This window comes from Bartonella sp. CL435QHHD (assembly GCF_042195095.1).
GTDB lineage: Bacteria > Pseudomonadota > Alphaproteobacteria > Rhizobiales > Rhizobiaceae > Bartonella.
This window is the reverse complement of the sequence record NZ_JBHINS010000065.1, coordinates 13,809-26,129: the sequence shown is the minus strand read 5'-3', so window position 1 is coordinate 26,129 and position 12,321 is coordinate 13,809. Positions and strand designations below refer to the sequence as shown.

Sequence of the window (12,321 nt, the reverse complement as noted above, 5' to 3'; positions counted from 1 at the left end):
CATTTCAATTGCACATGAACGATATATGAGTAGATACGTTATTAATGATACTACATACTGTGAGATTTTAAATTTGGATAAGAGAAATAAAGACGTTGTTTTTATCAATTAGTTTTTTTAGAAAGTTGCAATCTCTGTTACTTCTATCTATTCAATAGAGCGTTTTGGGAGGATGTCGAATAGGTAGGTATACGGATTCGCTTTTATGCGTTTTAGGATGTCTTCTTTTTTTATTTAGGAACAATGGTGCCATCAATGATTATTTCTTCAACACTTGATTATCGTAAAGCAGCAAAGCGTCGTCTTCCTCCCTTTCTTTTTCACTATATTGATGGTGGGGCTTATGCTGAAGAAACGATGCGACGTAATTGTACAGAACTTCAAGCACTTGCACTGCGTCAAAGGATTCTAAGGCAAGTTGGTGAAGTTGATCTTTCAATCAAGCTTTTTGATCAGACACTTGATTTACCGATTGTACTTGCACCTGTTGGGCTAACGGGCATGTATGCACGTCGTGGAGAAGTAAAAGCAGCGCGTGCCGCAGCGGCAAAAGGGATTCCTTTTACTCTATCCTCTGTTTCAGTTTGTCCCATTGCGGAAGTACAAGAGGCGGTTGGAGATGCATTTTGGTTTCAACTTTATGTTCTCAAAGATCGCGGTTTCATGCGTGATGCACTAGAACGGGCTTGGTTGGCTGGTGTACGCACGTTGGTTTTTACAGTTGATATGCCAATTCCTGGTGCACGTTATCGTGATGCGCATTCGGGAATGTCTGGTCCTTATGCTGGTTTACGTCGTTTTTTACAAGCTTTGACTCATCCATATTGGGCTTGGAACGTTGGTGTTATGGGGCGCCCTCATGATCTTGGAAATGTCTCCACTTATCTCAAAAAGAAAATTGCATTGGATGATTACGTTGGTTGGCTTGGTGCAAATTTTGATCCATCAATTGGTTGGCATGATCTACAATGGATTCGCGATTTTTGGAAAGGAAAAATGATTTTGAAAGGTATTCTTGATCCAGAAGATGCGCGAGAAGCAGTAAAATTTGGTGCGGATGGTATTGTTGTTTCTAATCACGGCGGACGTCAGCTTGATGGTGTATTATCAACAACACGAGCGTTGCCTGCAATTGCGGATGCTGTAAAGGATCATTTGACTATTTTAGTGGACTCAGGTGTTCGTTCTGGTCTTGATGTTGTACGCATGATAGCACAAGGTGCGGATGCTGTTATGATTGGTCGTGCTTTTGTTTATGCGCTTTCAGCAGCAGGTAAGAAAGGTGTTATGCATCTCCTTGATCTTTTTGCTAATGAAATGCGGGTAGCTATGACACTGACCGGTACTCAGACAATCAAAGATATTACACGCAAAAGTTTAGTAAATATAGATGTTTTTAAGTAACGAAATCAATATGTTATACTTATTTTAGAAAAAGAAAGTCTTTTTATAGAGGAGCATAATTATATACTTTACAAATATGTTGATAGTTAAATTTAAATAGAAAAGATCAAGAAGCTCCTCTATAAAATCACAGAGAATACTAAGTAACTACAATAATACTAAGTAACTACAATAATATTAACGCAAAAATCTTAATAATAATAAACACAAAAAAAATACTAATAACATTGCATACATCTTTTATTTACGTTATTAACAGCTCATTCTATGGATAAAAAGGAACAAGCGCTGATATTAAAGGCAAAACAACTGTTGATATAGAAAAAATAGATATAAATAATGCTGTGAGCATTTTTCCCTCCTATATATAAAAACATAATATATTAATCACTCTTTTTCCACATTAGCATAAAATATAAACCTCATTTAGTTTTATTTTAATATAGAATAATATTAATTATGATATATAAATAAAATTATTAAAATGTCAATATGTATTTATTGTAACATTTAATTATAATAAAATTGGATCAATATAAATAATTTTTCTATAATATATATATTATTTATATTAATTTTATTGAATAATATATTATAAGGATATGATATTGTTTTTATGGAGTACGTTTTTAAGCAATGAAAAAAATACCTGTACTATCTTTAAAAAAGCTGGTTTACTGAGAGCAAGACTGCGTGAATTAATGTGCTTTTCTTGCATACTCAATGATTTATGATGTTTTTGAACTGGCGAACATATTAGGAAGCAGTTGAATATTTTTTTGTATAGTATGTCATTTCTAACACTATTTATGTGTTCTAGATTTATTTCATAATTTGTTAAAAATATCCAGTTTATTTTTATTACAGATGGGGTCGTTGTGTATTCATAATGATACAAATTGGCATAGAATTTTTTGTTCCATAATCGATTTAACAATTACATCTCCAAGCTTCTCCATGGATACTATGCTCTTCACAGACAACAACAGATTGGTGAGATTGGCATAACTCTAGCACAGATATATTATCTCAAAGTTAAATTGTTGGCACACTTGTAATTATTGGGATAACTTCATGTTTTTTGAAGCTCTTCAGTAATATAAAGACAAATCTGAACAGTTTTTTCAGTAGCAAGTAAGAGAACATCTTTTCCTTTTTTTAACAGAAGTTTTGCTGATATCAATTTTTAAAGCATTTTTATGAATATTCATAACAGCACGCTTTCCTAAACCTATATAAACGGGTACAAGATTACTCAGATTAGCAGTTTCCATTTGATCTAATTACTACTCATAAGTAATTGAATAGTATTTACTTTATCGCTGAATAAAAAAGAAAAGTTTTTCTCTCTTTAAATAGATGATGGGTTGTCATCTAGCCAATAGGGATAGTTTGCGAGCAATTTGTTCGATGCAAGATAATTTAAATTGCAGTTACTTTTTATCACTTGAAGCTGTGAAAAGAAGGCGAAGATAGATGAAAGAATGTAAAAAATGATGGATACATTTAGGATAAAAAATTATAATCCTGTTAATTCCACACCTGTTGCAGCTGATATTGGTGGCAAAAGAAATTTTACCAAAAAATTATCAAAATTATTGAGGACATTCCTCATGGCATGTAGACTAAACCTTTTTGTTGGTATGGGTGGGATTTTCTTTGAGCTGAAATTGATTCTATCCCCTGAAATCAGCAATAATCTCTTAGGTTATGGCGTAAACTTTTTGGGGATGTTTCAACACCACTATCGTCCTTTTATGAAAAATGTTAGCATTTCAGATGAGCAGTTGTGAGGAATTTCAACGTTTAATACAGCAAGCTCCAGAAACTCTCACGGATTTAGACGGGCTTCAAGATTTTTATATTTACAGCGATTAAGTTTTTGAGAGAAAGTAAATCGTACGATGAGAGGTGAAACCCATCGTAGCGCGCGGGGGCTTAAGCCCTTACAATTTGAAGGCGTGCTAAAACTTATTTTCCTCTGTTTAGCAGGTGTTAGCATTGAACATTTAAACTGGTCTATTTTTATTGTGCGTTATGATCGTCTAAAAATCTTGTTCTATCTTTTACCACTTTAATTGTGGTTCTGAAGGTTATAAAGAAAGGATTTTTATAAGCGAGAGGATTATCAGCCGATGTCTAAGCTGTTTGCATAAATAAAGGGGAGTTTTTTGTCTTTAAGCAATATGCTAGAAATTCAAAAAACTTTAGTTAACTTCATAAAAGAGATTACACCATCTTATACAGATTGCTCTGCAAATAACACAATTGCTGGTAAGGAATGGGGCATCACCAATTTTGATTTCTAAAAAAGAAACAATACGTATTAAATAGTCTTTAACTTTACAGACTTTTTAAGAATCCTTTCAGAACCTTTTAAAAAAAGTGAATTGATAGAAGATTTTCTATCAAAATATAGCAACTTTTCTAACAAGTTACGAATAAATCTAAAAATATATATTAAATATAAAAAACAGTGCGATATGCGGGCTGTCTGGGCTTTAGAAATAAGAATCAAAGCGTATAAAGATGCATAGAGGTGAGATTGAGACATATCATTTTTATGATTCAATAAAAAAATTAAAGAAAAAATTCTATATCAAAAATTGAAGGTAGTTTAAAAGGTGGACGGGCAATGCATGGAAGGATGAGCGAGAAGGTGAATTAGGTGAGGGCGATTTATAGATTATCAGTATCTTTGTAAAAGTACCTTCTCAAGATAAATATTGTGATAAAGTAAGATTGTGGTTGAGTGTCGAAAAGATAATACGCGCTCTTAATTTTTCCGTTATACACATCAAAATAAACGCCATGAAAGGCACGGTCCTATTACAAACTTTCTCTAAGAGCAGTACATGAGTTTGCAAGATATTACAGTGATATTTTAAAAGAAGGATTTTATTTCAGGAAGAAATTGTCTTAAAATAGCAAAGCAATATTTTCCAAGAAATTGCCAGGCCAATTTTGAAAGTAAAAAAGCTAAGTTAAAAAATAAAAGAAAAAATGGTTGTTGGTTTTCTCTACTGGAGTTGCATGTTATTTCCCACATAGGAAATTTACCTATAGAAAAATTAACAGCCAAGATCATTCACAATGTGTTCCCGCCACTTTAGCATGAAAAAGCAGATATAGTGCGAAAGTATTTGCCTTATCTTCAACATCATTATTACAATTAGAAAGCTGAAGCAACGTCATTTACAAATCACATAAAGCCTATACCATTATTCATTATATAGTTCCGTAGATTGCTTTTCTTCAAGCATGCCGGCTCCTAGATATTATTTTTGTTGAAAACAGAACCTTTGTGTATGATCAGTTCTTTGAACGACGATAGTAGTGCTATCCATAAAATCTTTTCTCATCTTCTTTTGATAAGATAACAAAGATGCCCTTAGAATACATCAATAGACTCAATCACTTTATACAAATATAACCTTGTTGAATCCTTTCGCTTCAACTCAGACATCTCCGTCACTCTAATTAAATCCAATCGACCACCAGAGCGTTTTTATCCTTTAAGTTCTTTTACTTTTAATCTGAATATATCGACCTCTTTCAAATCTTTTCATTGATTAATCTTTCAGAGGAATTGTATCCTTAGCACTTTATTTTCCGTTTATGCCTCCAACCACATAGACCAGCACCTTGTTCATTATGTTTTAAATATCTCTCGCCAAATTTGGACTAATCACATTGATATCTTGTCGATTCAAATAAATTGGCAGCCATCCAATACAAGAAGTTCATTCATTCGTCGCGCAGCCAGTTAGAAAGCTTAGTGCGCATAGCAGCATCAGTTTTCTTATTAATCTTCATTTTCTATCTCAAGCCGTGTTGTCGCTATCTTGAAAGCTTCCTTTGTTTGCTTTTGCTTCTCAACTTTTTTCCCAAGAAAAAAGGCTTTGACTAAAGCTATAAGAAAAGCTGCTATGATCGCTGACCTCACCGTCAGATATTTTTTTCCATATGAATAACGCTTTTGTCTTTTTCATATGAAGCATTTTGTGGGGTGTTCGGGTCCAATGGTATCACCTTTGTCTGGTGTTGTATTGGCTATGTTTCCAGCAGCGTCTTAAGCAAATCAATCAAGCTATTGAAATCTTTTTAGAGGCAATAGCACAAGAGACAAAAAAGATTTTGACAAAAAGCCGCTTGAAGATATAGGAAGTTCTCTCCTCCTAGCCCCCCAGCCCATTTACATAACATAAAAAAGAGAAAGGCAATGAAATGATATTTGATGATGGCGATAGATATGTAACAATCCGTGAATGTGCACAGCTTTTTAGTGTATCCACAACAACGATTCGCCATTAGATGCCTCAGGTGTATTTCCAAAGCTATGCAAGCTAGGGAGAGCAGTAAGGTGAAGGAAAAAAGAGATTTTAGCATTCACTTCAACGAAAAATAAGGAGAAAATAAGAACAAATTAGGTAAAATTATATAAACTGTAGAAGGTGGTCTAAAAGGTGGTCTGAAAATGGCTATTTAAAGAAAAAATCTATATATTTCAATATGTTTAAGAAATAAAATGGTGCCGCATGCCGGATTCGAACCAGCGACCCCATCATTACGAATGATGTGCTCTACCAACTGAGCTAATGCGGCATAGGTTTGTAAGTCAATGAAACAAAACTAATTTGAGGGTAATAGCTAAAAGTACGTATAAAAGCAAGAATGCATTTTTTCAATAATTTATAAATATGATAATAATTTGAAGGAGAAGTATGTAAAAGTCAGAGGAAAGTATTCTTTGACCTTAATGCTATAAAATGCTTTCCAATTTACGATAACACTTAAATTAAGAAGCTGGGAATGTAGATCTTTAGGATGAAAAATGGTGTCAAGATATCTTAGTAAAGATAAAAACATTTTCTGGTTTTTGAGAAAGAAATTTGTTGCATAAGTGATTGGGAAAATAAAGATCATCATAAACCCTTTATAATGTGCAAATAAGATGAGTAGAATTAGTTTAAAAGTTACTTCTCATTTTTATGGGAAGAAAAAGGGAGGAGGATTAATAAAATTAATCACGTTTTTTTATTTAAGAGGGAGTAAAAATCATGTCGGATGAAGATCGGCTGATAGAACTAGAAATGAAGCTAGCTTACCAAGAAAAATTCATTGAAGAACTTTCTCGAGAGGTAATTAATCAATGGAAAAGTTTGGATGAGATATCTAAAAAGTTGATATTTTAGCGAGACGATTTTCAGATTTAAAAGAACAGAGTGTTACTGAAGCTGTTATCTTACCATTTTCTCAATAGGGAGAAGGTGCGAAATATTTTTTATCATAATTGCAATTATTTACAGATGAGTTTTTATTTCACGCATTTTGTTAGACTTGTAGAATAATTTTTATAAGCTTCTTCATTAATTCTAATAAGTTCTAATCTTATAAGGAGAGCTGATATTAGAAGACGTTTTTTTACATGGGGTTTCTAGTACGAAAATTAAGAAAAGTTTTTGTAGAGTATAAAGAAGCAGCCATAGAAAAATATATGAACTGCAATATTTTAAGTTTTTTCTGTACAGAGTTTTCTTATAGGTGGGAGGTAGATTTATTCGCTAATTTTTTTAAATTGATACAAATGAAGTGATGTTATCGTTATCTATAGAAATCATAAGTGAGCGTCTATATTTATAATAAAGCGTTTTAATTTGTTCTGATGATCAAGTGATTTTCAGTTGTTTTATAGAGTGAGGGGTTTTAAGCGACATCGATTATGTTATAGGACAGAGAGCTCTAGAAGTTTTTTTCAAGATCAAATGTACTCTTCGTTATATGTATATGATATTTTGTGAAAAGGCTTTTGTTTTTCGTAATTTAAGATACAAAATACTATTGCTAAAGCACCAAAGATAGACCATGCGGGTAAATAAGTGAGAGTAATGCAAATTGAGGACAGAAAATCAGGCATTACCTTGCATAGAGATTGATTAAGGTGATAGATATCTGTTTGCAGAAGGTTTATTAAAATTTTATTAAAGGGGGTTGTTGTCCAATGTGATGTGATTACAGAGTGTGCGTTATCAATGACCAATGCTATAATGGTCAGTGTAACGAAAATGAAGGACATTAATTTAAATAAAGGGTGGAGCATATTTTTTCTTAAAACTTCAACGGGACATACGTATAATGCACAAAAAAATGAGGAGTTGCATTATGATGAGAAAATAAGTTTACGTTTGTTTTGTGTTTTTTGAAAGAGGTGCCTAATTTTTCAATAAAAGTTGAGGTTAAGTTCAACAAAAGTAGTGAGGCATGATGTCTGAAAAAAAGCACGAGGAATTGAAGCGTAGCCTTCAAAATCGCCATGTTCAAATGATTGCTTTGGGTGGCGTTATTGGGACGGGACTTTTTTATGGATCAACCGAGGCAATTCAATTAGCTGGTCCCTCAGTTATTTTATCTTATCTTGTCGGCGGGCTTATTATGTATTTCATTATGCGAATGCTTGGTGAAATGTCAGTAGAAGAACCGTCTTCAGGAGCATTTAGTTTTTTTGCTTATAAATATTGGGGGAGATTAGCTGGTTTCATAACAGGTTGGAATTATTGGTTTCTTTATATTCTTGTGAGCATGGCTGAACTTACAGTGATAGGGTTTTACCTTGATCATTGGATTTTGATTGATCATTGGAAGACATCTTTCATTGTTCTTTTATTTGTTACATTTGTTAATTTGTTTAATGTTCGTTTTTATGGAGAATTTGAATTTGTTTGCGCTTTGATCAAAGTGGCTGCTGTTATTGGTATGATTATTTTGGGAATTTTTCTCATTGTCACTGGACTAGGGGAAAATCAAGCGAATATTCATTATCTTTGGGACCATGGCGGTTTTTTCCCTTATGGAGCAGTAGGGGTTGTTTTAGCAACTTCTGTAGTAATGTTTTCTTTTGGAGGAACGGAGCTTATTGGTATTGCTGCTGGAGAAGCATCTAATCCACAAAAAACAATTCCAGCGGCTATTCGTCAAGTTATGTGGAGGATTATAATTTTTTATATTGGTTCTATCAGCGTTATTATGATAATCAGCCCTTGGAATATGATTGGAAAAAATGGTAGTCCTTTTGTCACAATTTTCGAGACTATAGGAATTCCTGCTGCTGGTCATATTTTGAATTTTGTGGTGATTATGGCTGCTATTTCTGTTTACAATAGTGGCATTTATTCTAATGGCCGTATGCTTTATAGTTTAGCTGTACAAAAAAATGCACCACATATTTTTAGTAAACTGAGTGCTGCTCGTGTTCCTTATATTGCTATCCTTTTTTCATCATTATGTACGGCGTTGATTGTCGTTGTTAATGCTCTTGTTCCTGATAATAGTTTCATGCGGATCATGGCTCTTGCAACTGCAGCAGCAGTGATTACTTGGGCTATTATTGTTATTGTTCATTTGAAATTTCGCAATGCATATAAGAACAGAAAGGGCGATTTTATTTATGCATTTGGTTTATATCCTTACGCTAACTATCTTTGCCTCAGCTTTCTTGCTTTATTGTTTTGCATTATGTTTGTCAGTGGTTTTGGGCAAAATGGATTGATGACTCGACTTTTTGATATGATAGGAATAAGCGTGCCTTTTCTTGAAACATATATTCCTGTACAGATGCCTGATATGAGTTTGGCAGTCATTATTATTCCTCTATGGTGCTTGTTATTACTTTTAGGTTATAAACTGAAACGATAGAGAAAGAAGAGCTAATAAAAGGAATTGATTGGAATAAACTTTGGGGATTATAAAATTTGATGAGGTAACACAAGTTTTTGGTGATTTGTGTGTTTTAAGAAATATTACTGTACAGCTTACCGAAAGACGAATTGCTATTATAGGTGCGAATGGTTCTGGAAAAAGTACATTTGTTCGTCTTATTAATGGGCTCCAATTACCATCTCATGGTTTTGTAAGCGTTGATGGGCTTGATACAAAACGCGATGCAAAAGCAGTAAAGCGTAAAGTTGGATTTGTTTTTCAAAATCCAGATAATCAGATTGTTTTACCATTAGTTGAAGAGGACTTATCCTTTGGTCTCAAAAATTTAAAGCTTAATAAAGATGAAATTAAGGAGCGTGTAGATGAAATTTTACAGCGCTATGAACTTCAAGATTTCAGAAATCACGCTGTCCATTTATTAAGTGGTGGGCAAAAACAACTCGTTGCTATTTCCGGTGTAGTTGCAATGAAACCAGACTATATTATTTTTGATGAGCCGACGACATTACTTGATTTGCGAAATAAGCATCGCGTTACGCAAGTGATAGAAGAATTACCACAAACTGCAATAGTTGTATCGCATGATTTAGAGTTTTTGAAAAAGTTTGATAGAGTGCTGGTTTTTGATAAGGGGGAGATAGCAATTGATGATGTACCTTTTGTTGCTATAAAGGAGTATATAAGAAGAATGTCATGATCGGTTTATATATTCCGAGGGATACATTTATTCATAGGTTAAGGCCTGGAGTTAAGTTATTATTTCTTACGGCGTGTGGAACTTTTATAATAATGGTTTCTTCCATAGCGCTTCTTGGTTTATTTTTGTTGTTTGTCATCTTATTCTATAGAGTCGCCAAGATTCCTTTCAAAACTGTGATAAAGCAATTTAAATCGATGGGATTGCTTTTAGTTCTTCTATTTGTATTTCAAACTATTTTTAGCGGTTGGCTTACGGGGGTTGAGGTCATATTACGTCTTGTTATCCTCTTTTCTTTATCATCAGTTATTTCATTCACAACAAAAGTGTCAGATATGGTGGATGCAATTGAAGCAGGCCTCCAGCCCTTTCGTTGTTTTGGTATAAATCCATCAAAAGTGAGTATGGTTATCTCTATGGCGATCAGGTTTATTCCTCTTTTGAGTGAAAAGTTTAATGAGGTACATGAAGCACAGCAAGCACGGGGACTTAATACTAACATTGTTGCTCTTGCGATACCTTTAATTATACGGACCATAAGAATGGCGTCAGAAGTGTCTGAAGCATTGGAAGCGCGTTCTTATGATGCTGATACTATTGATACAGCATCTCGTAATAATCAGAGTTTTTATAGTAAAAGAAGAATTAAATGAATACAAAAGATTTAGTTTATATTGCTTTATTTGCCGCTATTTATGCTATTTTGGGCCTTTTCCCTTCTATTTATCTTCCTTTTCTTCTAGGGGTACCTGTTACAGCTCAATCGATGGGACCGATGCTAGCAGGGTCTATACTTGGGGCAAAAAGGGGTGCTTTAGCGTCACTCCTTTTTCTTGTTCTTGTTGCGATTGGATTACCTCTGTTGTCTGGTGGTCGTGGTGGAATCAGTGTCTTTTCAGGGATTGCAAGTGGTTATTTAATAGGTTTTCCATTTGCCGCATTTTTTATTGGTTTAATGGTAGAGTTGTTTTGGCAGCGGTTAAATTTTATAACATTATTTATGATAAATACTTTTGGTGGCATTGGGATAGTTTATTCTTTTGGGGTTCCATGGACAGCGTATATGACCAAAGTTTCTTTACTGAATGTTTTAATGGCTTCATCAGTTTTTTTGATAGGCGATTGTTTAAAAGCGTTGATTGCATCCTTTATTGCACTCGCGATTAAAAGATCTGTTCCTCTCATGCATTCAAAGCATAATAACTAAAATAAATGTATTATTTTGTTATGCTGTTGTTATATAATATTCGTATATCACTATTATTGAATTTAACTATAGTAATTTATGATATAATTAAACATTGTAGAATCTAATATGATTTATATAAGTAATATTATTAAAATAAATTATTATAATATTTTTCTCTATATCTAAGGCATTTAAAGTGTACTTTTATAAATCTGATACTTTTTATTAATTGTACAACAATAACGAAAGCTTTTCCCTAGTGAAGGAATAATTCAGTGAATACAAAAGATTTGGTTTATATTGCTTTATTTGCCGCTATTTACGCTGTTTTGAGTCTTTTTCCTCCTATTTATCTTCCTTTTTTGCTGGGTGTCCCTATTACAGCTCAGTCTATGGCTCCGATGTTAGCAGGCTCTATACTTGGAGCAAAAAGGGGAGCGTTAGCATCACTTCTTTTCCTTGTTCTTATTGCGATTGGGTTACCTCTATTGCCTAGTGGTCGTGGTGGAATTAGTGTTTTTTCAGGAGTTACAAGTGGTTATCTGATTAGTTTTCCATTTGCTGCATTTTTTATTGGCTTTATGGTAGAATTATTTTGGCAGCGGTTAAATTTTATAATATTATTTGTGATAAATACTGTGGGTGGCATTGGGATAGTCTATTCTTTTGGAATACCATGGGTAGCGTATATGACACAGGTTCCTTTGCTGACAGTTTTAATAAGTTCATTAGGTTTTTTGGTTAGTGGTTTCTTGAAAGTGCTGATTGCATCCTTTGTAGCGTTGACCATAAAAAAAACCGTTCCTCTCATTCATTCGGAAAAAGGGGCAATTTTGTACTGAAGAACAAGTTTTGCCAAATGTATGTAGATTAAAAAGCATCACGGAATACCATTCTGTTTTGTCTACTTTTTATTGGTATTTTTATCTGTATAGCTCTCAAAGGTAGCCATACGAAAGTTGAATATTTCGGCACCCAAATTCATTTTTTTGCTTTCAGGAGCAGCCCCTACATAGCCAATTAATATCATTTTATTCAACAGGCTTGTAAGTTTTATTCGATTTGCATACTATATGCATAAAGCCTTAGAATAATTTATTATTTTTTTAATATTTTTAGTTAATTAATCACTAATTTTAAAAGTGTTAAATTATATTAATTGTATAAAAACATGGATAATTTAGTGTTCATCTAAAAACTCTTGATGTATATAGTGCCCTTATAAATGTATTAATATAAGGTATAAAAATGAGATTTGAATGGAATGAAGCTAAAACAAAAAGTAATCTTAGAAAGCACCGTGTAAAGTTTTGAA

At 33.3% G+C, this 12,321-nt stretch carries 9 protein-coding genes, 1 tRNA gene and 4 pseudogenes; 11 read left to right on the top strand and 3 right to left on the bottom strand.

Translation table 11 applies throughout. The features are described from left to right. The first annotated feature begins 255 nt into the window (after nt 1-255). From lldD to ACFILH_RS04815, 4 genes and pseudogenes are all read left to right on the top strand, one after another. The gene (gene lldD / locus ACFILH_RS04830) at nt 256-1,404 is read left to right on the top strand and encodes an FMN-dependent L-lactate dehydrogenase LldD (protein WP_375667455.1); all 1,149 of its coding nucleotides are present in this window, start codon (nt 256-258) and stop codon (nt 1,402-1,404) included. 1,493 nt (nt 1,405-2,897) lie between these two features. Beyond that, nucleotides 2,898-3,197: a DNA adenine methylase gene (locus ACFILH_RS04825; RefSeq protein WP_375667453.1), complete on the top strand. Its 300-nt coding sequence runs from the start codon at nt 2,898-2,900 to the stop codon at nt 3,195-3,197. A 111-nt stretch (nt 3,198-3,308) separates the two neighbouring features. Continuing rightward, entirely contained in the window at nt 3,309-3,482 is a 174-nt protein-coding gene (locus ACFILH_RS04820) for a hypothetical protein (RefSeq protein ID WP_375631037.1), read from the top strand. A 590-nt stretch (nt 3,483-4,072) separates the two neighbouring features. Next, a pseudogene (locus ACFILH_RS04815) lies at nt 4,073-4,514 on the top strand (integrase); the annotation flags it as partial. Between the two features lie 637 nt (nt 4,515-5,151). Here ACFILH_RS04815 and ACFILH_RS04810 read toward each other — a convergent pair. Beyond that, nucleotides 5,152-5,356, bottom strand: a pseudogene (locus ACFILH_RS04810) (hypothetical protein). A gap of 275 nt (nt 5,357-5,631) precedes the next feature. Here ACFILH_RS04810 and ACFILH_RS04805 point away from each other — a divergent pair. Continuing rightward, a pseudogene (locus ACFILH_RS04805) lies at nt 5,632-5,834 on the top strand (helix-turn-helix transcriptional regulator). 99 nt (nt 5,835-5,933) lie between these two features. Here ACFILH_RS04805 and ACFILH_RS04800 read toward each other — a convergent pair. Next, nucleotides 5,934-6,009: transfer RNA gene (locus ACFILH_RS04800), tRNA-Thr, on the bottom strand. 455 nt (nt 6,010-6,464) lie between these two features. Between ACFILH_RS04800 and ACFILH_RS04795 the strand changes: the two genes are divergently transcribed. The 6 genes from ACFILH_RS04795 (at nt 6,465) to ACFILH_RS04770 (ending at nt 11,848) form a co-directional block, all read left to right on the top strand. Then, nucleotides 6,465-6,599, top strand: a complete 135-nt coding sequence (locus ACFILH_RS04795; protein WP_273790429.1) for a SlyX family protein — start codon at nt 6,465-6,467, stop codon at nt 6,597-6,599. A 1,069-nt stretch (nt 6,600-7,668) separates the two neighbouring features. After that, nucleotides 7,669-9,096, top strand: coding sequence for an amino acid permease (locus ACFILH_RS04790; RefSeq protein ID WP_375631049.1), 1,428 nt, complete (start codon nt 7,669-7,671; stop codon nt 9,094-9,096). Nucleotides 9,097-9,136: 40 nt separating this feature from the next. Further along, entirely contained in the window at nt 9,137-9,817 is a 681-nt protein-coding gene (locus ACFILH_RS04785) for an energy-coupling factor ABC transporter ATP-binding protein (protein ID WP_273790432.1), read from the top strand. After that, nucleotides 9,814-10,470, top strand: coding sequence for an energy-coupling factor transporter transmembrane component T family protein (locus ACFILH_RS04780; protein ID WP_375631038.1), 657 nt, complete (start codon nt 9,814-9,816; stop codon nt 10,468-10,470). Before ACFILH_RS04785 ends, ACFILH_RS04780 begins: the two co-directional genes overlap by 4 nt. After that, complete coding sequence (locus ACFILH_RS04775) at nt 10,467-11,024, top strand: biotin transporter BioY (protein WP_273790434.1); 558 nt, start codon at nt 10,467-10,469, stop codon at nt 11,022-11,024. Before ACFILH_RS04780 ends, ACFILH_RS04775 begins: the two co-directional genes overlap by 4 nt. A 257-nt stretch (nt 11,025-11,281) precedes the next feature. Continuing rightward, a complete protein-coding gene (locus tag ACFILH_RS04770; RefSeq protein WP_375643360.1) occupies nt 11,282-11,848 on the top strand; it encodes a biotin transporter BioY in 567 nt (188 codons plus the stop codon). A 21-nt stretch (nt 11,849-11,869) separates the two neighbouring features. Here the strand turns inward: ACFILH_RS04770 and ACFILH_RS04765 are convergent. Next, nucleotides 11,870-12,048: pseudogene (locus ACFILH_RS04765) on the bottom strand (single-stranded DNA-binding protein); the annotation flags it as partial. Nucleotides 12,049-12,321: the final 273 nt, after the last annotated feature.

Bases quoted from the DNA above. Each gene is read 5' to 3' on its own strand.
- lldD (WP_375667455.1), top strand. From the start codon at position 256: ATGATTATTTCTTCAACACTTGATTATCGTAAAGCAGCAAAGCGTCGT.
- ACFILH_RS04825 (WP_375667453.1), top strand. From the start codon at position 2,898: ATGATGGATACATTTAGGATAAAAAATTATAATCCTGTTAATTCCACA.
- ACFILH_RS04820 (WP_375631037.1), top strand. From the start codon at position 3,309: ATGAGAGGTGAAACCCATCGTAGCGCGCGGGGGCTTAAGCCCTTACAA.
- ACFILH_RS04795 (WP_273790429.1), top strand. From the start codon at position 6,465: ATGTCGGATGAAGATCGGCTGATAGAACTAGAAATGAAGCTAGCTTAC.
- ACFILH_RS04790 (WP_375631049.1), top strand. From the start codon at position 7,669: ATGTCTGAAAAAAAGCACGAGGAATTGAAGCGTAGCCTTCAAAATCGC.
- ACFILH_RS04780 (WP_375631038.1), top strand. From the start codon at position 9,814: ATGATCGGTTTATATATTCCGAGGGATACATTTATTCATAGGTTAAGG.
- ACFILH_RS04775 (WP_273790434.1), top strand. From the start codon at position 10,467: ATGAATACAAAAGATTTAGTTTATATTGCTTTATTTGCCGCTATTTAT.